Genomic DNA, 18,723 nt, shown 5'->3' with positions numbered 1-18,723 from the left:
CCATCTCCGATAGCAGCGCTTGATTTGCGGTGCAACGCGAGACATAGCGCCTGCGACACGAAACTATGGGGATGAGCATGGCCAAGCTGATTGTGGTGACGCGCGACGGGACCGAACATGAGATTGAGGGCGACACCAGCCTGACCGTGATGGAAAATATTCGCGACGCCGGTTTTGATGAGCTGCTGGCGCTGTGCGGTGGGTGCTGTTCGTGCGCGACGTGCCACGTCCATGTCGAGGCGGGCGACAAGGACGCGATCCCTGCGATGAGCGAAGATGAAAATGATCTTCTCGATTCGACCAGCGACCGCGACGAAAATTCACGGCTGTCGTGCCAGATTCCGTTCAGCGAAGCGCTCGACGGCCTGAAAATCCGGATCGCCGAAGAGGATTGATCGGGCGATTCTTCGCCCTCGCGAGCCCGGCGTGGACCGGTGCTCGCTGCACAAGCTGCCATGGAGCGTTTCGTCCGGCCTTTGCCGGGCGCCCCATGGCGTGATCGGGTTGGTATCAGCCGGCCGCCGTCGCGACGGCGTAAAGCGCGACCGCCGCAGCATTCGAGATATTCAGGCTTTCCATGCGCGGCGAGATCGGCAGCCGCGCCAGCACGTCGCAATGCTCCATGACATTGTGGCGCATCCCGTCGCCTTCGGAGCCGAGCACCAGCGCGACCTTGCTGCCGTCAAGCGTTTCGCCCAGCGTCGTTTCGGTGTCGCCGGTCAGGCCGATGCGCCAATACTGCGCCTCGGCAATCTCTTCCAGCGCGCGCGACAGGTTGACCACACGCACCCACGGCACGGTTTCGAGCGCGCCTGATGCCGATCGGGCGATCACGCCGCTTTCTGGCGGGCTGTGCCGATCCTGGGTGACGATCGCCGCGGCGTCGAAGGCGGCGGCGGAACGCAGCACCGCGCCGATATTGTGCGGGTCCGTCACCTGGTCGAGGATGATCAGCGGCCGCCGGCTCTCGGCATCGATCTCTTCCTGCAGGATATCGCCAAGATAATGACCCTCGAGCGGGTCGACTTCGACCACCAGTCCCTGATGCGGGGCGTCACGCGGGACCAGCCGGGCGAGGTCGGCGACGTCGGCAAAGGAAATGGGAATCACTGGCGGCAGGTCGAGCTGAGCCAGCGCTTCGCGCGTGCCCCAGATTCGCTTTACGCGGCGTTCGGGATTGCCAAGTGCGGCCAAAACGGCGTGCCGACCCCAGAAACGGATGCCCTGACCGCGCGGATTTTGGCCTGCGGGACGACGATGACGGGAAAATTGCCTCATAGTCGCGGCCTTTTCCACGACTGGCATTGACAGGCAAGCCTCGTTTCGCCATTGGACCGCTTCCCAACGCGGACCCCATGGACAGGTGGCCGAGTGGTTAAAGGCAGCAGACTGTAAATCTGCCCGGTTTTCCGTACGCTGGTTCGAATCCAGCCCTGTCCACCACCCTCCGGTCCGAGGGCATCTCCTAAAATCGCTGGAAGCCTCAGAAAACCTAGGGTATTATCCCTCGGTCGTTCTTCTGCATCCCATACCGTATCACTGCAGCGCAGTAAAATGTGTGGGGAGAATGTGGGGGTAAATTTTTCGACCCCTACGAATCGGGCTTCCGAGTGTGGGGGTAAAAAAATGGGTTAACCCTATGAAAAAGCTTACAGCTTTGGCAGTCAAGGCAGCCTTGGCAAATCCCGGCACATATCAGGACGGCGACGGGCTGTTTCTGAAGGTCGACAAGCGGGGAGGGGCCTCTTGGCTTCTGAGGCTGCAACGCGACGGCAAACGCCAGGATATCGGCCTGGGCAGCGCCAAACTGCTTCCGCTTGCGGAGGCGCGTGAGAAAGCCAATGAACTTCGCAAGGCCGTCAAGATCGAGCGTCGCGATGTGCTTGCGGAGAGAAAGAGCGAAGCTGCCGGGAAGGTGACGTTCCGCGAAGCGGCGCGCCAATATCATCGCGAGAATGCCGCCGGCTGGAAAAGCGCCATCTATGCGCGCCAATGGCTCGCGGCTCTGGAGAGCCACGCATTTCCGAAATTGGGCGATGTTCCGACCGGGGGAATCACCGCTGCCGATATTATCGAGGTGTTGTTGCCGATTTGGCAGGAGATTCCCGAAACGGCGCGTCAGGTGCGCAACCGGATCTGCGTCGTTCTCGATTATGCGCACGCGAAGGGTTGGCGCTCCACCGAAGCCCCCTCTGGCAACGGAAGCCTGAAGGCCGGGCGCGGATTGCCCCGCCAAGTGAAATCGCGCGAGAATCGCAAGGCGATGCCTTACAGCGCGCTGCCCGGCTTCATGGTCGCCTTGCGCCGAAAGCCGGCATTCGGGCGGCTGGCACTCGAACTGCTCATACTTACAGGCGTGCGCAGCCAGGAGGTTCGGCTCGCGACATGGGATGAGTTTGATTTCGTAGGGCGCCTCTGGTCCATTCCGGCCGACCATATGAAGCGGGGCAAGGCGCACATGGTCCCGCTATCCGACGCCGCTTTGGCGGTGCTCGCCAAGGCCAATGCCTTCCGCCTTCCGGATACCGATGTCGTTTTCCCGGGCGTGGCCGGAAAGCCGATGTCGGACATGACGCTGCTCAAAGTGCTTCGCGACATGAGCGAACCTTTCCATGTCCATGGCTTTCGCTCGACATTCACCGACTGGGCGGCCAACGAAGACTTCGCCGACGCCGTCGTCGAGGCGGCACTGGCTCACAAGACACCCGACGCTGTGCAGGCGGCCTATCGCCGCACAACCTATCTTGGCACGCCGACTCAACCGGGCGCGCGCGTCAGGCTAATGGAGGCGTGGGGGGACTATTGTGCCGGCGGCACTGCCGCATCAGAAAAAGCGGCGTCGCCAGTCTAAATTGAGCGCGGCCTCAATTGAGCGCGCACTGGCGGCGGCAGGCTGCCGCCAGAGGTCGCGCGTTTGCTTGGGTTGCCGCGCAGCGCTCTTGGCTCGCTGATCTTGGCGGGCGGCGGCTAAGCACATCTGCGCACGCACGCCGCCCGGCCTGCGGCTTCGCCAAGGGCGCGTCTGTTATCCGATGAGGACGCCGCGCTGACCGCACGGCGGCGTTGTCGGTAGGCCGGCCACGGACAGCGTGTCGTTCGGCGCGCGGCTATGGGACCGCTCGGCCGCCCCGCAAGCCGCCGCTGCGCGTCGGCTCCTTCACTTCATTACGGCCCTTCGGGTGCGCGCCGGCCTTTGGCGCGGTCCCGTCGCCTTTTCTCGCCGCCCGCCCCGCCGTCCGGGGCCGGGTGTGGTGAGAGAAGGAAGAACGTCATGAAGCTGGATTTTATCGATCTGGGCAAGCTGTCCATCGCAGCCGCCAATATGCGCGGGAAAGGGAAAGACCCCGACGTCGCAGACCTTATGCCGAGTATTCGCGCGCGGGGCGTGCTGGTTCCACTGCTCGTTCGGCCCAATTGTTCCGAAGGCCGTTTCGAGATCGTCGCCGGGCGTCGGCGCTTTACCGCCGTCGGCGCGGTGGCGCGCGAGGGCGGGGCGGTTCGGCCCATTCCCTGCGCCATTCTCGACGAAGGCGATGATGCCGATGCGCTCGAAGCGTCGATGCTCGAAAATCTCGCGCGCGTGCAGCCCGACGAGGTCAGCCAGTGGGAGGCGTTCGTCGCGCTCGTCAAGGCGGGGCGCACGGTCGAGGAGGTCGCGGACAGTTTCGGGTTCGAGCCGCGCGCGGTGAAGCGCATTCTTGCGCTCGGCAACCTGCTCCCGCGCATCCGCACGCTCTATCGCGGCGGCGAAATCGACGCGGGCACCGTCCGCCACCTGACCCTCGCTTCCAAGAGCCAGCAGAAATCATGGCTTGCCCTGTTCGATGATGAGGGCGGCTATTGCCCGACCGGCCATCAGCTGAAAGCGTGGCTGTTCGGCGGCACCGCCATCGCGGTGAAGCACGCGCTGTTCGACGCCGACGAAGCGAAGCTCGCGGTCGTGTCCGATCTGTTCGGCGAGGACAGCTTCTTTGCCGACGCCGATGCTTTCTGGTCGGCGCAGATGGCAGCCATCGAAGCACGCAAGGCTGACTATCTCGAAGCGGGCTGGTCCGATGTCGTCATCATGGCGCGCGGTGACTGGTTCCGGTCGTGGGATTACGCCCATGCGGGCAAGCGCAAGGGCGGTCGTATCTATGTCGAGGTCCGCGAGAGCGGCGAGGTGAACTTCCACGAAGGCTTCGTCACCACCAAGGAAGCGAAAAGGCTTTCGGGAGGCGGCAATGGCGAAGACGGCGATGCCGCCATTGCCAAGCCGGCGCGTCCAGAGGTGTCGGGTCCGCTCAATGCCTATATCGACCTTCATCGCCATGCGGCGGTTCGCGCCGATCTGGCAAGCAATGGCGGCGTGGCTCTGCGGGCGATGCTCGCGCATGTCATCGCGGGCGCGGACCTGTGGCGCGTCGATGTCGAGGGCCAGCGCGCGCCGAAGGAGGATATCGCCGAGAGCGTCGAAACCTGTTCTGCGGAGACAGCCTTCGACCTCAAGCGCCGCGCGGTGCTTGGCGTTCTCGGGCTCGACGAGGATGCCCCGACCGTCACGGGAAGGCCGATGAACCGTCCCCCTTTTGCCCCGCTGTTTGCGCGGCTGCTCGACCTTCCCGATCCGGTGGTGCTGGAAATCGCGGCGATCGTCATGGGCGAGACGCTGCAAGCAGGGAGCGAGGCGGTGGAGATGATCGGCCTTCATCTCGGCACCGACATGCGCCAGCATTGGTCAGCGGACGCGGCGTTCTTCGACCAGCTTCGCGACCGCGAAGTCCTGCTCGCCATCGTCGGCGAGGTCGCAGGGCCGGAGGTTGCAGCAGCCAACGCGGGCGAGAAGGGCAAGGCCTTGAAGGCTATCGTTGCTGATTGCCTTGAAGGCGCCAACGGTCGCGCCAAGGCCGAGCCGTGGATGCCGCAGTGGATGGCCTTTCCGCCGTCGGCCTACACGACGCGCGGTGGGGTCGGCAGCGTGAACTCGGCTGCGAGCGTCCGGCACGAGCTTGCGGCGAGCGCCGACGTTGCGGAAGCCCAAGAGGGTGATGACGAGGAGCAGCCGCCTTTGGCGGCTTGACCGGCTGGGCGGGCGGCTTCGGTCGCCCGCCTCTTCTTCCTCGGGGGAAATTGACGCGCCGGTCTTGTGGACCGGCGCGGCGTTGGTCGTTCGGCGCGCGCCGCTGCCGCAGGCGGCATCGGCGCGCGGGTACAAAAAGAAAGGCGGCGTGAGGAATTCCTCGCGCCGCCCTTCAACGATGTATGCATCGCAAAACATCGCCCCCCACCACCGAGCCGTCGCGTGGGTCGCAGTAGCGACCGCCCAGCGGAAGATTTCGTACCCTACTTATTAACGGTGGCGGGATCGCAGGATTGTAGAAACCCGACAGAGTTGCGAGCAAACCACTGCAACTCGTCGCAATTTCCTCGGCCGATTGTCCCACCTCGGGATTCTCGGCCACTAGCCTTGGATAGCCTGGAAGGGCTTGGGCCGCCTTCCGGGCGTAGAAATGAGCAGCGCGCGTGACGCGACCTCCGCTTGCACCCCCGAAATTCTCGCTAGTCGCTAAGGCGAAGCTGCCACCGTCTCCGCGACCTCAGCCGCAGATCCATCCCCGGCGACGGGCGATATGACCTGGACCGGCGCGGCGTCCCGCGAAAGTGCGGCGGCGTGATTATTTCCCCGACTGCTGCGCAGTCTCCTCGCGGCCGCTTCGCTTCAAATAATCGCGCCGCCGCACTCCTCCGCTTCGCTGCGGCCCTGCAGGTTCGCGGGTCACCTCATGCGCCGGTCCTTGGTCCGCCCATGCCGCAGGGATGGTCCCGCGGTAAATTCAAGGAGACGACCAATGGCAGCAATCGGCTTTGTGAACGGCACCATCGAAACGGGTTTCGTGGGCCAGCTGAAAACCCTCTCGATCCGCGCGGCGATCGAGATTCGGCCCAACCGCTCGAAGAGCGGCGACGTCCAGCCCGACTACCGGGTCTATTCGGAAGGCGTCGAGATCGGTGCCGGCTGGATCCGCGTCGGTCAGGTCTCGGGCGAGCAATATGTGTCGCTCAGCCTCGCCGCTCCCGAGTTCGGGCCGCGCCGCCTCTATGCCAACCTCGGCCGCGCCGCCGGTCAAGACGGAGAAGACGGTTACGCGCTGATCTGGAACCCCGCCGACTGAGCTGGGCTTCCACCCCGCGCCGCAGATGCGGCGCGGGGCTTTGCCGTGCAGGTCAGGCGGCGTCGCGATTTGCGTCGCGCTTGAGATCGGCGAGGGTGAACGAGATCGGATTGCGAAGCCAGATGTCGACTTCGCCGGCGCGCCAGCCGCAGCAGCGCTCGTTGAGTTTGTGCTGTGGCGGGAAGGTTCCGGCGGCGATCTTGCGGTAGAGGGTCGCGCGGCTGAGGCCGGTGAGGGCGAGGACTTCATCGAGGCGCATCATGCGCAAGGGTGACTGATATGCCATGCGGTATTTCTCCATATGTTGCGGGATCATACGTCGACGTAAAACCATAGAAGGGGAGGCCCGCATCCATAGTCAACACCGCAGAAAACCACGCGTTCTGGCGTAGCGCGAGAGCGTAGTTCCGTGGGCATCCGCCGGCATCCGCAGGCATCTTCAGGCAGCTCCAGACTACCCCGGCGCATTCCGCCATTTTTATTCTCATTATGTCTCGAACCGCACGGCGAGGTTGCCGAATGTCGCGCCGTGACCGGCGCGGCGCTATCGATTCGCTATGGTCGGACGCTTCCGGCGCCCAAGCGGTCGCCGCTATGCGGCGGCGTCGATTGTTCCCGGCGGGGCGGGGGCAGGGTGGGCGTCACTCGCTTAGCCCCGCCCGGCCGGGCCGCAACCCGCGTTCCGCGGGTCCTACTCTTCGTTCCGGCCCTTCGGGTGCGGCCCGCCCGATAATGCGGGTCTGCCGGCTCCCTCCTGCCGCCCACCCCGCCCCCTTCCGGGCCGGGGTGCGGTGGCTGGAAGGAGAAGGGATATGCGTGCGGAACGAAAGGAACGGGCCAGCCTCTACAGCGAGGTCACCAACCGGATCATCGTTGAGCTGGAAGACGGGCGGCTGCCTTGGGTGCAGCCGTGGGATAGTGCGGCGTGCGGATGCACCATGCCGCAGAATGCCGGAACCGCCCGCAAGTATAGCGGCATCAACGTCTTGATCCTGTGGGCGGAAGCTATTGCCAAAGGCTATGCGTCGCAGCGCTGGCTGACCTACCGGCAAGCCGAAGCATCGGGCGGCAACGTGCAGCGCGGAGCGAAAGGCACCGTCATCTGCTACGCAGACCGGTTCACACCCAAGGCCGAAGCCGAGGCGGCGCGCGGCGAGGATCGCGAGGCGCGGCAAGTGGCGTTCCTCAAACGCTTTGTCGTGTTCAACGTCGACCAGTGCGAGGGACTGCCCGACGACTTCATCGCCCCGATGGTCAGCCCCGATCCGGTCCTCGCCATCGCCGAGGCCGATGCGCTGATCGCCGCAAGCGGTGCGCACTTCAATATCGGCGGCGGCGAAGCCTTTTATAGCCCGAGCCATGATTTTGTGCAGGTGCCGCCGCAGGCCGCGTTCCACGAACCGGTGAATTGGTATCGCACCGCGCTCCATGAGCTTGGTCACTGGACCGGTCATGGGAGCCGGTTGGATCGCGATCAGAAGGGCGGGTTCGGGTCGGAGGCCTACGCCAAGGAGGAGCTTGTTGCCGAGATGGCGGCGGCGTTCACCTGTGCTTCGCTCGGCATCGCGCCGACCGTTCGCCACGCGGATTATATCGCATCATGGCTGTCGGTGCTGCGGGACGATGAGAAGGCGATCTTTCGCGCTGCCAGTGCGGCAAGCAACGCGAGCGATTTTCTGCTCGCTTTTGTTGGTGACGGACAATGAGCGCCCGCATGCCGCGCGACGACCGGCTGCGCCTGTGGCGTGCCGAGCGCGCCGTTGACCGGATGGAGGAGATGGACCGCAAAATCTTCCTCGCGATCCGTGTTGAGGAACTCAGCTATCCCGAAATCGCCGTGCGGTTCGGCATCACGGTCGCCGAGGTCGAATGGCATTTTTCGGGCGCGCTTCGCGTCCTCATGACTGCCATGGACGAAAAGGATCCATGGTGGTGGCGATTCCGGCTTTAGGAGGCCCGGCGGGCCGGATGGCGCTTGCCATCCGGCCCGCGCAATTACAGGGTGAAATCAATGCGTACCGACCTTGATCATCTTCCGGCCAACAAGCAGCGCGAAATCGAGCGCGTGAAGAATATCATCTTCGAGGAATTTGCCGACAGCATCGCACTCGCGACAATGAACTGGAAGAGGAAAGGCCGCATCGAGAAGCTGATCCTTTACGGCAGCTACGCGCGCGGCGGCTGGGTCGATGAGCCGCACACCGCGAAGGGCTATCGCTCCGACTTCGATCTGCTCATCATCGTCAGCGACAAAAGGCTCACCGACAAGGTCGATTATTGGCTGAAGGTCGAGGATCGGCTTAATCGCGAGCTTGCGATCGACAAGACGCTGCATACACCGGTGAACTTCATTGTTCACACGATGCAGGAGGTGAACGACGGTCTCGCGCACGGGCGTTATTTCTTCATGGACATCGCGAAGGACGGCATCGCGCTATACGAGTTCGACGACAAGGAATTGCACACGCCGAAGCCCAAGACGCCGCAGCAGGCGCTAGACATGGCAAAGGAGTATTTCGAAGATTGGGTGCCGAGCGCGCAGAGCTTCCTTCGTGGCTATAAACACGCGGTTGATGATGGCGATCTGAAAAAGGCCGCTTTTGACCTTCATCAGACGGCGGAGCGCCTGTATCACACCGTGCTTCTGGTCTGCACCTTCTACACGCCGCACGTTCACAATCTCGGCTTCTTGCGCACACAGGCCGAGCGCATCGACATGCGCCTCGTTGATGCCTGGCCGCGCGAAATCAAAGCCGACCGCTCGCGTTTCGAGAAGCTGAAAGAAGCTTACGTCAAGGCGAGATATTCAAAACACTTCCGGATCACCGAGGAAGAGCTCCTGTGGCTCGGCGAGCGCGTTGAAGAATTGGGGCGCGCGGTTCATGCCATTTGTTCGGAGCGCATCGCTCTGCTAGAGCGCCAAGCGAAATAACTTAGCGTTCGAAGGGAAGTGCTCGAAATGGAAGATGCCGAAACGCTGGTCACGCTCACCGCCGATATTGTCGCCGCGCATGTCAGCAACAACAGCGTCGCCATATCGGATATTCCGCTCGTCATCCGCTCGGTCCACGAAGCGCTTGCGGGGCTGGCTTCCGGCGCCGAACCCGAACCCGAGCCGCAGAAGCCTGCTGTATCGGTGCGCGCATCGGTGAAGCCCGACTATATCGTCTGTCTCGAAGACGGCAAAAAGCTCAAGATGATGCGCCGTCATTTGATGACGCATTTTGGCATGACGCCCGACGACTATCGCGCGAAGTGGAGCCTGCCCGCCGACTACCCGATGGTCGCGCCGAACTATGCCGAGAAGCGGCGCGTTCTCGCCAAGCAGATCGGCCTTGGAACCAAGGAGCGCGGGGGCGGACGCAAGCCCGCAGCGCGTGGGCGCGGTGGCGCCAAGGGCAAATAGTCTGTAGGCAAATCTCGCTGACATCGGTGATGGGGGACTGCTTATGACGCTTAAAATAGTGGCAGCGGCGACCATATTCCTGTTCGCTTCGGGATGTTCGGCTCGGTCCGAGCGCGCCAAAGCTCCTGACGTTGAACCGGGTGCGATCGACTTCAAATCAGTTGATCCGCCGCGCACGCAGATTGGCGCCGATGCCACGACGACGGGAGAAGCGACGCTCGACTGACCGCCAGCTGCTACAAGCAATTTTCCGGACCGAAGGCGCGCCGCCCCCGGCGGCGCCATAATGCCATTTGCTGCTCGCGTTCTTCGCCGCGCAGCTTCGCACACGCCTCGACGAGCAGCCCGAGAATGACCGCACGATCGTCGCCGGTCAGCTCGATCAGGTCGGTCTTAGCGACGAGGCCGCCAAGCTCGATCAGCTGGCGCGTTCGCTCGCGGCGCTTCACCTGCCATGCCCGCGTGTCATGCCGCGCCCGCTTCGCCTGAAGGCGATTGTGCGCCTGCATCGCTCGGCGCGCCGCCGCTCGCGTTCCGGCCAGCGACTTTGCGAGCGCGGGTGCCTCCATTGCGAAAGAAGCTCGCGCCGCTCTTGCGCCACACCTCCTTTCGCGCGGCGTCGGCACCCGCCGCATCGAGCAGCGCGCCCGCAAGCTGCTCGATCGAAAGGGCATCGGCGCCTGTCGCCACGACCAGCTCGCCAAGCTGGCTTTGCTTCTTATTCTTGAGCGCCTTCGCCTTGTCGGTGAGCGCCTGGAGTTCAGCATCAAAATCACGCGGTTTCCGCATCGTCTGTCCTTCCATGTTTGTGGGTCGGACTAACCAGCTATGCCGAATCTCAAAGCCCGGCAAGGTGCTGAAATCTAATGAGATGCCGTGATCCCGAGCGCGATGAAATCGTGTGAGGGCGCGCTTATACGTCGTGCCGACGTGCCCGTTTTGCTGTAAATGGATTGCCCTCATGGCGATCTATCATTTCTCCGCAAAAGTGATTTCCCGCGCCGCCGGCAGCAGTGCGGTCGCCGCCGCGGCCTATCGTTCGGCCGATCGCCTTCACGATGAGCGGCTCGGCCGTGCCCACGACTTCTCGAACAAGGCGGGCGTCGTGCACAGCGAGGTGATGCTGCCCGAAGGTGTGCCCGAAGAGTGGCGCGACCGCGAAGAGCTTTGGAATGATGTCGAGGCGGCGGAGATCCGCAAGGACGCGCAGCTCGCGCGCGAGATCGAGTTCGCAATCCCGCGCGAGATGACCGAGAGCCAAGGCATCGAGCTTGCCCGCGACTTCGTGGCCCGCGAATTCGTCGATCGCGGTATGATCGCCGACCTCAATGTCCATTGGGATATTGGCGCCGACGGGCTCGCGAAGCCGCACGCGCATGTCATGCTGACGATGCGCGAGATCCGCATTGGCGAGGATGGTAGCGCCGAGTTCGGCGCCAAGGTGCGCGACTGGAACCGCACCGAATTGCTAAGCCATTGGCGCGAAGCGTGGGCCGAGCATGTCAACGAGCGGCTGGCCGCGCTCGATATCGATGCGCGCGTCGATCATCGGTCGCTCCAAGCGCAGGGCATCGACCTCGAGCCGCAGCACAAGATCGGCCCGGCGGCGTCGCGCATGGCGGCGGAAGGACTGGACGCCGATAGGTTCGGCGAGCACCTCGAGATCGCGCGGTCGAATGGCGAGAGGATCATCGCCAATCCCAGCATCGCGCTCGACGCGATAACCCACCGGCAGGCGACGTTCACGAACCGCGACCTTGCCATGTTTGTGCACCGACATAGCGATGGGAAAGAACAGTTCGACGCCGTGATGGCGGCAGTCAAATCATCGCCCGACCTCGTCGCGCTCGGCAAAGACGGGCGTGGCGAGGATCGGTTCACGTCGCGATCGATGATCGACACCGAGCAGCGTCTCGAACGCGCGACCGCGACGCTTGATACGCGGCGCAATCATGCGGTGCCCGACCGCCAGCGCGAGCGTGCGTTGGCGCTGGCCGCGAAACGGGGTCTCGACCTCTCCGTCGAGCAGCGCGGCGCGCTTGAGCATGTGACCAGTTCGCGCGGAATCAGCAATATCATCGGCTATGCCGGCACGGGGAAGAGCGCGATGCTGGGTGTCGCGCGCGAAGCGTGGGAAGCCGCGGGCTATCAGGTGCAGGGCGCCGCGCTGTCGGGCATCGCGGCGGAGGGACTGGAGCATGGTTCGGGCATCGGTTCGCGCACGCTCGCCAGCCTCGAACATCAATGGGCCAATGACCGCAATCGTCTGACCGACCAACATATCCTCGTCATCGACGAGGCGGGCATGGTCGGCACGCTCCAGCTCGAGCGCGTCGTGTCCGAAGCGGAGCTTCAGGGCGCGAAAGTCGTGCTGGTCGGCGACCCGCAGCAGCTGCAGGCGATCGAGGCGGGCGCGGCATTCCGATCTGTCGCCGAACGACATGGCGCCATCGAGATTATGGACATCCGTCGCCAGCAACAAGACTGGCAGCGCGAGGCAACGCGCGAGCTCGCGACCGCGCGCACGGGCGAGGCGATCGGGCGTTATGCGGAGGCCGGCATGGTTCATGCCGCCGCGACGCGCGAGGCGGCGCGCGCCGAGCTGGTTGATGCCTGGGATCGCGACCGGCAGCTATATCCCGATGCCAGCCGGATCATCCTGACTCACACCAATGACGAGGTGCGGGCGCTCAACGAGGAGGTTCGCGACCGGCTCAAGGCAGGCGGCGCGCTCGGCGCCGAGGTCGCGCTCAGCGTTGAACGCGGCGAACGGATGTTCGCCGAGAATGACCGTGTGATGTTCCTCAGGAATGAGCGGAGCATCGGCGTGAAGAATGGTTCGCTCGGGACGGTGCAGAATGTCGATCGCATGCGCATGGCGGTGATGCTCGACGACGGGCGTAGCGTGGCGTTCGACCTGAAGGACTATGCCCATGTCGATCATGGCTATGCCGCGACGATCCACAAGGCGCAGGGCATGACGATCGACCGCGTGCAGGTGCTCGCGACGCCGGGGGTAGACAGCCACTCGACTTACGTCGCGCTGTCCAGGCATCGCGAGCAGGCGGACTTATACTACGGACGCGATGATTTTGCGAGCCAGTCCAAGCTCGTTCGGGCTGCCTCGCGCGAGCGCGGCAAGGACATGGCGAGCGATTATCGGACACCGGCACCCGCCAAGGCGGCGGAGCCCAAGCGCGGCATGTTCGACGGGCTGAAGCTCTCCGTGTCGCGCAAAGATGCTAGGAAGGCGGTGCCCGAGGTCAAGCGGGCAGTCGGGCTTGCGGATGTTCGCGTGAATGCTCGCTCGCTCGATGCGGCACCGGCGCAGTCGCCGCTCCACAAGGCGGTCGAGCGCTTTGCGGGTATCACGAAACAGATCGTCGATGTGCGGCGGGGCGGCGGGAAGGAACTGCCGCACGAGATCGACGCCTATCGCAGGGCGCGAACCGAGCTCGATGCGCTGCGTCCGGGCGGCGCGAACGATCTGCGCGAAGCGTTCGGGAAGAGCTACCAGCTGACGAAGGACGCAGCGGAGGGTCGGACCGCCGGCGCTATGGCGGCGATGGATCGTCAGGATGCCGCTCGCGCAGCCGAACGAGCCGCGGCCGAGCGCGCAGCGCGCGAACGCGTACGGCTTGCCGCCGAAGCGAAGCGGCTGGCTGTCGATACCGAGAAGCGCGCGGAGCTGTTCGTTGCGACATGGAAGAAAGAGAGCGCGAAGGTGAAAGACGCCCCGACCTACGCCGCGCGTGACGCGGCGCGTGACAATCTTAACGACATGGCGAAGAGCCTCCACCGCGATCCGCAGCTCGAGTCGCTGCTCCGAGACCGCCGCGCCGAACTGGGCCTGAAATCGCGTGCGACAGGAAGTTTGTCCCACGACCTCCAGCAATGGCTCGGCCGCTCGCGCGGCATGGGAATATCGATGTAGACGAAAGCCATGACTGCAAAACGGACCCGCTCGCCCACACCCTCCAACAATGCCGCCGAAGCCTTCGACGAGCTGCGCAACCAGGTGTCTCTTCTGCACGCGGCGATCGAAGGCCTCACTGCCGCGAAGGAGAAAATGCCCGACTATTCGCCCACGCTTCGCAAGATCGAGGCGCGTCTCGACAATATCGATCAGCGCGTCGAAAGCATTCATGACAAGCCGGCTATGCGCCTCACGCCGCTCACACTCGCCGCCGAAAGCCACGAAGCCTCGCGATCCTATGGCTCCGAGGATCGCAAATCCGTCGGCGAGGCCCGCGCGGAGCTGGTCCGGTCGCTCGGGCGCGTCGAGGGCATGATCAAGCAGAAGCGCTCGAGTGCGGAACAGGATTGGTGGGTGACTTGGGCGGGCACCGGCGGATTGCTGTTGGGGGCGTTCTGGACGCTCATCGGCGTGGCGGCGTGGACCTAAAAGGTAACCTCGCATTTCGACGGCAATGCGCCTCATTTTCGTCGCTCACGAGCTAGTGTCGTTCATCTCAAAGCTGCCGTTAAGGATCGGTAGTCGATCACCTAATCTGCCGGTGTGTAGCGAAGGCTGCCGAACAGATCGTGCAGCGCGTCGTCGCCGAATATGTCATCATCTTCGACATCAAGTTTGCCAATGTCCGGACCCTCGAACGACTGGCTCTCGAGCTCCAGCTCCGCGATGCGCTCATCGATCGCTTCAATCGCCTTCTGGAGCTTTGTGGGTGATGTCCCTGCCAGTTTCGCAAGCGCTTTCAGATTTTCAGAATGGTCTTCCAATTCCGACTCTGAAGAGAGATCTGACGTAGCTCGCCAAGCATTGTCGATCTCATTCTCAATCGCTTCGCGAACGGCGATCCGCATCGCTTCGGAGTAGCAAGCGTGGCGCTCAACCAGCTCGGACATGGCGAGAAGATGATCGCTTCCCATGCTCTCCTCAAACAATGTGATGGCGATCTCTTCCAGCAGGTTCGATAACTGTTCCGTCTCTTCCGTCTGGCTATAATGGTTTTCGGGATGGAGTTTGTGAATGATGTTCAAAAGCTCTGTGCCATCGCTCCAGACCGAGAAAGCTTGCGGCGGATTCTGCGCAATTTCGAGCGCCGTCGCGAAACATATCTGCTCCCCGCTGTGCGCCCACCAATCGAGCAATAGCTGTATGCGATCAGCAGGGCCGTAGAAGACTGTCCAATCATCGGATGCTTCGGCCACCCGAGGCGCAGATTGCGCTAAGGCCCTGGCTATCTCGCGCAGTGCCTGCGCGTCGTCGCGAAATCGATTGTTGGCCAAGCGCCATATCTCACGCGCACTCTCCACTACCGCAAGCTCTGGGGCGAGCCGACATAAGAGAGAAACGTCTGCTAGATAGCTCGACAAATAGTCGCGAACCGAAGGATTGATGAAGTCGACCTCGCCGTCGACGATCGTGACGAAGCTTCCCTCCACCTTTTTGAGGCTTTGCTCAAAGTCTTTTGCGTCGCGTGCTATCCCATGCGCATCGCACATCCTCACGTGGACACCCTCAAACTGTCGGCGTAGCTGCGCTATGCTCGCTCCAAATGCTGGTGCGAAGAAGAGGGTGATCAAAAGATGCCGGCACGCCGCATCGATATGGTGCTGGAAGGCCTTGTCCCAAAGCTCGGTGGGATTGTCGAGGGCGGCTAGGAAGGCGGCGGGATAATCTTGCGACGCCATGGTTTCGAGGCGCGCCGCATCGGTCATCCATTCAATAATACGCGGGCTATAATGCGGATGGTCAACAACGCTCGGCAGCTCCTCGCTGTCGATCAGCGCCAGAATATGGCTGTGAGGGATGCCGCTTAGTGCCAGGTGATTGTAGAGGATGCGCGCGCGAATCCCGCGCGTATAAGCGCTGAGATCCAGAACGAAGGTTGTAAGGTCGACCCTTTTGTCGGCGAGCTTTTCCGAAACCTGTTTGGCCTCATTGAGGATATAAGCGCGCGTCGTAAGAATGAACCGCGCATTGGGGCTCGACTGAACGCGCCGCATGAATTTGGCGAGCTCATTATCTTTCGCGGATAGGGCTTTGCGGTCGAGTGCGATGGCACCGAGAAAATCGTCGAAGAAGAAAATTTGACGCCGGCTGTCGTCAATCCGAGCAAAGCCATCTTCTAGCGAACGAAGCGCAACAAGCTCCCAGCCCTCGCTCAAATACGCAAAGGTCAAGATCTCCGCGAGCGTCGATTTCCCGACCCCCGGCGGGCCAGACACAATGAGCACATGCCGCTGGTCGAGAAGATCGCGCGCTGCCGCAAGGCTCGGGTTCGACGCATAAACCTTCACCTTCGCGGCAATCTCAGCCGCGCTCGTCATCGTGAACGCGTGCGATCCCGCATTCACAATCCCATCCAATACCGCGCTGAGCACCGTCGTCGTCGAGAGCCAAAGCTTCAGATGCGTGCGCTCAATCTCTGGGAATTTGCGCAGCTTCGCATTGAGATCGCCTTGCGCGAAAATATCCGAATGGCGCCGCAGCGTTGGGCCGATCTCGGCCGCAAGCTTCTTTTTTCTGTCAGCATTGAGCGGCTGCGATGTTGCGAGGATATAGCGCTTCGCGGCAAGCGCATCGATCGTTGGCCGCTCTTTGCGCATCGTGGACACAAGCGCTGCAGCACTCGAGTCGACATAATGCTTTGCTTGCAAAATAATGTTGCCCGCCGCGCTCGTATGCCGGCCGTCCATGCCGCCGTCGCGCCCCGCGCCAAAGGCCTCGAAACGAATGCCAAGCGCTGCGCCGATCAGATCACGCGCCAAATCTTCAAAATCAGCCGCCAGCAGCGAACGAAAATCATAGGTCAATTGGGTCTGCCAATTTGAGTTGATGGGGAGAGTTTTGTTATCGCGGCAGAGCCCATTTCATTTCGCCCTCATATTGGCCCTCAACACCTCCTGGCTCGAAGCGCGCACGCCGCAGTACAACCGCGCAGGTCTCGGCGTCTAAATCCGCATGGCCGCTTGATTTGGTCACGCGGCAGTCGGTGACACGGCCCGCTGCACTCACCGTCAAAAGATAATGCGCCGTGCCTTCGCGCTCTTCGCGCATCGCACGCGCCGGATAATCGCTCATCTGTCCCCAACTCGAAAGGTTGAGTGGGCGAGGGGGCTCGCCGGCACGCTTGGCGCTCTCCTCAGCCGTCGGGCCGCCAGCGAAAGGATCATCGGCAATATGCGAAAAACGCTGGCGCTCCTTCTCTTCAGCCGCGAGCCGCGTCTTAATCGTCTGAAGACAGCGGCGCGCCATTGCGGTCGCGGCGCCGCTCCCGCTCAGCGAGAGCTGATCGATCAGCATCTCGCCGCGATAAACATGTAGGCTCGAGGCTTTGGCAAAATCATCCAAGAACTCAGGGCCAAATTTGCCCCCAAACCCCTTGCGCATCTCATAGCTTTTGCCAAAGCCTTTGCTCGTTCCCGTATATTCCCGGTCGCCGAGCACCCAGCTGATCTCATAGCTTTCGGTCTCCGAGGTGCTCCATCCTGTATTGGTCAAAAGCGCGATCACGCCGCCATCGACGTTGACGCCAACGCTAAGCTCGCTCGAGCCCTTGCCCTCATATTCCATCGTGACGCCGCAATGGTCATCGCCCTCGAACACCGTCCAGCCGGCCGTCTCGGGCCAGCTGCGCGCGGCTGCGGTCTCCGGAACTGCCAGAAGCGTGCCGGCCAGTGCCAAACAAATTGCGCGCATATTTCTCTCCCCCAACCAGCAAGATAGTCAGACTGCTGGCTCCGCTCAATTCAAAGAACTTCCAAAAGAGATCGTCGCATAACGAAGCGTGACTTCGTCAGCTGGCGATCCGGCCCCCACCGCGCCTTACAGCTGCCCTATCCCATCTGCTGAAAGCGGGTTTCCACGATGGACGAAAATTCGCCGATATTTTCCGCATCGAGCAAAATGACGCCGCTACTTGCCGCGACATCCAGCGCCGCCTTCGTAAAGCCCCCCGTGCCAATCACCATCGCAAGGTCCGCGCGGTAATGCGTCATACCCGTAAAGGCCTCCTGAACCGACTTATTGCCGATCGGCTGCTGATAGCGTTTGCATTGAATCGCGACCGTTTTTCCGTCGCGCATGGCCTCGATATCGACGCCTTGGTCTCCGGTCGATTTGCTCACCCGAACTGACCAGCCTTGGGCCTCTATCCTCGATGCGCACCAATGCTCAAAATCAATCCCATCAAGCGGCATTGCGAGCGGATCTAGGCCTTCGCCAAACCAGTCCTCGATAAAATTCATGCAAGCCAGCAGCGGGACGCGGTTGTAGAAAAACTGAAGATCCCCGTCTTTGAAATAGGTCCGGAGGAACTCGGCGAGCTCGGCGACATAATCCGTATAATCAAGGTCGCCATATTTGTTCCGGCCCTTGGCGCGCGCGCGGAGCAAGAGCGGCTTCATATAATCTCGCTTTTCTTCAAGCTTTGCGAACAGCGCTCGCAAATCGGCCTCGCGCCGCTCGGTGCTCGTCTCGGTCAAAAAAGCTCGAAGATCAAAGCCGGCCTCCGCACAGAGACTGCTCAGCCCTTGACGCCGCACTGATGAACAAAAGCGCTCGAGCTCTGGCCGATTGGCGGCATGATCTTGGCCTGTGACGCCGAAGATCAAAGTGTTGAAGGCGCCGCTTTGACAAAGGATATTGCAGCCTTCGACCACGCGGTTCACGCCGACCTCGATCCCCGCCGGCGTGAAGGCCGGAGGCGCTTGGATGATCTCGTCGAAGCGCGCCGCATTCTCGGGCGTGATGACTTCGTCAGGGAAGCCGGCCATGTTTGCATAAACGGCTGCCAGGCGGACGCCGCTGCAGGTGGTGAGCAATATGCCTTGCGCAAGGACATCATGCGGAAGTGTGCTGGGCCTTGTTTGTTCGGGCTCCGCCGTCTTGGCTTTCTTCGAAAAAGGCCACATCGAAATTTCTCCCCCAAGCCGATCGCCTCTTCAGCTTATTCGGCTATTCATGGCAGCAAATTGCGCGAAGATATAGTTGGAGGCCGCGGCAGCAATAAAGCTGACTTAGACTTAAAGATGTTGGAACGAAGCGGCCGCATCTGTTCCTTTCGAAACCGCTAGGGTCAGGACCCATTGATTTGCGGTGACGGCTGTGATTCAGGCTTGGGGTGAGGAGCCTGAATGATGAGTGATTTGTATTGGCTGACGGACGAGCAGATGGCGCGTCTTCAGCCGTATTTTCCG

18 protein-coding genes and 1 tRNA gene are annotated in these 18,723 nt (G+C 62.3%); 12 read left to right on the top strand and 7 right to left on the bottom strand.

Going from position 1 to position 18,723, the window contains the following annotated elements:
* Positions 1 to 77: 77 nt before the first annotated feature.
* Positions 78 to 395, top strand: coding sequence for a 2Fe-2S iron-sulfur cluster-binding protein (locus U0S50_RS06020; RefSeq protein ID WP_322307874.1), 318 nt, complete (start codon positions 78 to 80; stop codon positions 393 to 395).
* Between the two features lie 115 nt (positions 396 to 510).
* Here the strand turns inward: U0S50_RS06020 and rlmB are convergent, their stop codons facing one another.
* Entirely contained in the window at positions 511 to 1,278 is a 768-nt protein-coding gene (gene rlmB / locus U0S50_RS06015; protein WP_322307873.1) for a 23S rRNA (guanosine(2251)-2'-O)-methyltransferase RlmB, read from the bottom strand.
* 79 nt (positions 1,279 to 1,357) lie between these two features.
* Here rlmB and U0S50_RS06010 point away from each other — a divergent pair.
* The 4 genes from U0S50_RS06010 to U0S50_RS05995 all read left to right on the top strand — a co-directional run bounded on the left by U0S50_RS06010 (position 1,358) and on the right by U0S50_RS05995 (position 6,152).
* Positions 1,358 to 1,443 (top strand) — tRNA-Tyr (locus U0S50_RS06010).
* 196 nt (positions 1,444 to 1,639) lie between these two features.
* Positions 1,640 to 2,851, top strand: a complete 1,212-nt coding sequence (locus U0S50_RS06005) for a tyrosine-type recombinase/integrase (RefSeq protein WP_322307872.1) — start codon at positions 1,640 to 1,642, stop codon at positions 2,849 to 2,851.
* A 420-nt stretch (positions 2,852 to 3,271) separates the two neighbouring features.
* Complete coding sequence (locus U0S50_RS06000) at positions 3,272 to 5,059, top strand: ParB/RepB/Spo0J family partition protein (RefSeq protein WP_322307871.1); 1,788 nt, start codon at positions 3,272 to 3,274, stop codon at positions 5,057 to 5,059.
* A 769-nt stretch (positions 5,060 to 5,828) separates the two neighbouring features.
* Positions 5,829 to 6,152 carry a DUF736 domain-containing protein gene (locus U0S50_RS05995; RefSeq protein WP_322307870.1) on the top strand — a complete coding sequence of 108 codons (324 nt, stop codon included), beginning with the start codon at positions 5,829 to 5,831 and terminating at the stop codon, positions 6,150 to 6,152.
* Positions 6,153 to 6,204: 52 nt separating this feature from the next.
* On the opposite strand, the gene U0S50_RS05990 is transcribed toward U0S50_RS05995, so the two are convergent.
* Positions 6,205 to 6,453: a helix-turn-helix transcriptional regulator gene (locus tag U0S50_RS05990; RefSeq protein WP_322307869.1), complete on the bottom strand. Its 249-nt coding sequence runs from the start codon at positions 6,451 to 6,453 to the stop codon at positions 6,205 to 6,207.
* 511 nt (positions 6,454 to 6,964) lie between these two features.
* Here U0S50_RS05990 and U0S50_RS05985 point away from each other — a divergent pair.
* Genes U0S50_RS05985 through U0S50_RS05965 form a run of 5 tightly spaced genes read left to right on the top strand, consistent with a single transcriptional unit; the run spans position 6,965 to position 9,784 of the window.
* Positions 6,965 to 7,858: an ArdC family protein gene (locus U0S50_RS05985; protein WP_322307868.1), complete on the top strand. Its 894-nt coding sequence runs from the start codon at positions 6,965 to 6,967 to the stop codon at positions 7,856 to 7,858.
* An 8-nt stretch (positions 7,859 to 7,866) separates the two neighbouring features.
* Positions 7,867 to 8,103, top strand: a complete 237-nt coding sequence (locus tag U0S50_RS05980; RefSeq protein ID WP_322307867.1) for a sigma factor-like helix-turn-helix DNA-binding protein — start codon at positions 7,867 to 7,869, stop codon at positions 8,101 to 8,103.
* Positions 8,104 to 8,163: 60 nt separating this feature from the next.
* On the top strand, positions 8,164 to 9,084 hold the full coding sequence (locus tag U0S50_RS05975; RefSeq protein WP_322307866.1) for a HEPN domain-containing protein: 921 nt from the start codon (positions 8,164 to 8,166) through the stop codon (positions 9,082 to 9,084).
* 27 nt (positions 9,085 to 9,111) lie between these two features.
* Positions 9,112 to 9,558 carry a MucR family transcriptional regulator gene (locus U0S50_RS05970; RefSeq protein ID WP_322307865.1) on the top strand — a complete coding sequence of 149 codons (447 nt, stop codon included), beginning with the start codon at positions 9,112 to 9,114 and terminating at the stop codon, positions 9,556 to 9,558.
* Between the two features lie 43 nt (positions 9,559 to 9,601).
* On the top strand, positions 9,602 to 9,784 hold the full coding sequence (locus U0S50_RS05965) for a hypothetical protein (protein ID WP_322307864.1): 183 nt from the start codon (positions 9,602 to 9,604) through the stop codon (positions 9,782 to 9,784).
* A gap of 10 nt (positions 9,785 to 9,794) precedes the next feature.
* On the opposite strand, the gene U0S50_RS05960 is transcribed toward U0S50_RS05965, so the two are convergent.
* Together U0S50_RS05960 and traD are read right to left on the bottom strand one after the other, a co-directional pair.
* Positions 9,795 to 10,007, bottom strand: coding sequence for a conjugal transfer protein TraD (locus U0S50_RS05960; protein ID WP_322307863.1), 213 nt, complete (start codon positions 10,005 to 10,007; stop codon positions 9,795 to 9,797).
* A gap of 16 nt (positions 10,008 to 10,023) precedes the next feature.
* A complete protein-coding gene (traD, locus tag U0S50_RS05955; protein ID WP_322307862.1) occupies positions 10,024 to 10,347 on the bottom strand; it encodes a conjugal transfer protein TraD in 324 nt (107 codons plus the stop codon).
* 172 nt (positions 10,348 to 10,519) lie between these two features.
* On the opposite strand from traD, the gene traA reads away from it, so the two are divergent.
* Entirely contained in the window at positions 10,520 to 13,492 is a 2,973-nt protein-coding gene (traA, locus tag U0S50_RS05950; protein WP_322307861.1) for a Ti-type conjugative transfer relaxase TraA, read from the top strand.
* 9 nt (positions 13,493 to 13,501) lie between these two features.
* Positions 13,502 to 13,963, top strand: a complete 462-nt coding sequence (locus U0S50_RS05945; RefSeq protein WP_322307860.1) for a DUF6118 family protein — start codon at positions 13,502 to 13,504, stop codon at positions 13,961 to 13,963.
* A gap of 101 nt (positions 13,964 to 14,064) precedes the next feature.
* Here the strand turns inward: U0S50_RS05945 and U0S50_RS05940 are convergent, their stop codons facing one another.
* From U0S50_RS05940 to U0S50_RS05930, 3 genes are all read right to left on the bottom strand, one after another.
* A complete protein-coding gene (locus tag U0S50_RS05940; protein WP_322307859.1) occupies positions 14,065 to 16,338 on the bottom strand; it encodes an ATP-binding protein in 2,274 nt (757 codons plus the stop codon).
* A 37-nt stretch (positions 16,339 to 16,375) separates the two neighbouring features.
* Positions 16,376 to 17,224 (bottom strand): energy transducer TonB, encoded by an 849-nt coding sequence (locus U0S50_RS05935; RefSeq protein WP_322307858.1) that lies wholly within the window; start codon positions 17,222 to 17,224, stop codon positions 16,376 to 16,378.
* 137 nt (positions 17,225 to 17,361) lie between these two features.
* Positions 17,362 to 18,438, bottom strand: a complete 1,077-nt coding sequence (locus U0S50_RS05930) for a restriction endonuclease (protein WP_322307857.1) — start codon at positions 18,436 to 18,438, stop codon at positions 17,362 to 17,364.
* Positions 18,439 to 18,723: the final 285 nt, after the last annotated feature.

The organism is Sphingopyxis sp., assembly GCF_034380315.1.
Lineage (GTDB): Bacteria > Pseudomonadota > Alphaproteobacteria > Sphingomonadales > Sphingomonadaceae > Sphingopyxis.
This window is presented reverse-complemented; position numbering and strand designations above follow the sequence as displayed.

What these genes read in the sequence shown, in the direction of transcription:
- U0S50_RS06020 (WP_322307874.1), top strand. Translation starts at nt 78, where the DNA reads ATGGCCAAGCTGATTGTGGTGACGCGCGACGGGACCGAACATGAGATT.
- rlmB (WP_322307873.1), bottom strand. Translation starts at nt 1,278, where the DNA reads ATGAGGCAATTTTCCCGTCATCGTCGTCCCGCAGGCCAAAATCCGCGC.
- U0S50_RS06005 (WP_322307872.1), top strand. Translation starts at nt 1,640, where the DNA reads ATGAAAAAGCTTACAGCTTTGGCAGTCAAGGCAGCCTTGGCAAATCCC.
- U0S50_RS06000 (WP_322307871.1), top strand. Translation starts at nt 3,272, where the DNA reads ATGAAGCTGGATTTTATCGATCTGGGCAAGCTGTCCATCGCAGCCGCC.
- U0S50_RS05995 (WP_322307870.1), top strand. Translation starts at nt 5,829, where the DNA reads ATGGCAGCAATCGGCTTTGTGAACGGCACCATCGAAACGGGTTTCGTG.
- U0S50_RS05990 (WP_322307869.1), bottom strand. Translation starts at nt 6,453, where the DNA reads ATGGAGAAATACCGCATGGCATATCAGTCACCCTTGCGCATGATGCGC.
- U0S50_RS05985 (WP_322307868.1), top strand. Translation starts at nt 6,965, where the DNA reads ATGCGTGCGGAACGAAAGGAACGGGCCAGCCTCTACAGCGAGGTCACC.
- U0S50_RS05980 (WP_322307867.1), top strand. Translation starts at nt 7,867, where the DNA reads ATGCCGCGCGACGACCGGCTGCGCCTGTGGCGTGCCGAGCGCGCCGTT.
- U0S50_RS05975 (WP_322307866.1), top strand. Translation starts at nt 8,164, where the DNA reads ATGCGTACCGACCTTGATCATCTTCCGGCCAACAAGCAGCGCGAAATC.
- U0S50_RS05970 (WP_322307865.1), top strand. Translation starts at nt 9,112, where the DNA reads ATGGAAGATGCCGAAACGCTGGTCACGCTCACCGCCGATATTGTCGCC.
- U0S50_RS05965 (WP_322307864.1), top strand. Translation starts at nt 9,602, where the DNA reads ATGACGCTTAAAATAGTGGCAGCGGCGACCATATTCCTGTTCGCTTCG.
- traD (WP_322307862.1), bottom strand. Translation starts at nt 10,347, where the DNA reads ATGCGGAAACCGCGTGATTTTGATGCTGAACTCCAGGCGCTCACCGAC.
- traA (WP_322307861.1), top strand. Translation starts at nt 10,520, where the DNA reads ATGGCGATCTATCATTTCTCCGCAAAAGTGATTTCCCGCGCCGCCGGC.
- U0S50_RS05945 (WP_322307860.1), top strand. Translation starts at nt 13,502, where the DNA reads ATGACTGCAAAACGGACCCGCTCGCCCACACCCTCCAACAATGCCGCC.
- U0S50_RS05935 (WP_322307858.1), bottom strand. Translation starts at nt 17,224, where the DNA reads ATGCGCGCAATTTGTTTGGCACTGGCCGGCACGCTTCTGGCAGTTCCG.
- U0S50_RS05930 (WP_322307857.1), bottom strand. Translation starts at nt 18,438, where the DNA reads ATGTGGCCTTTTTCGAAGAAAGCCAAGACGGCGGAGCCCGAACAAACA.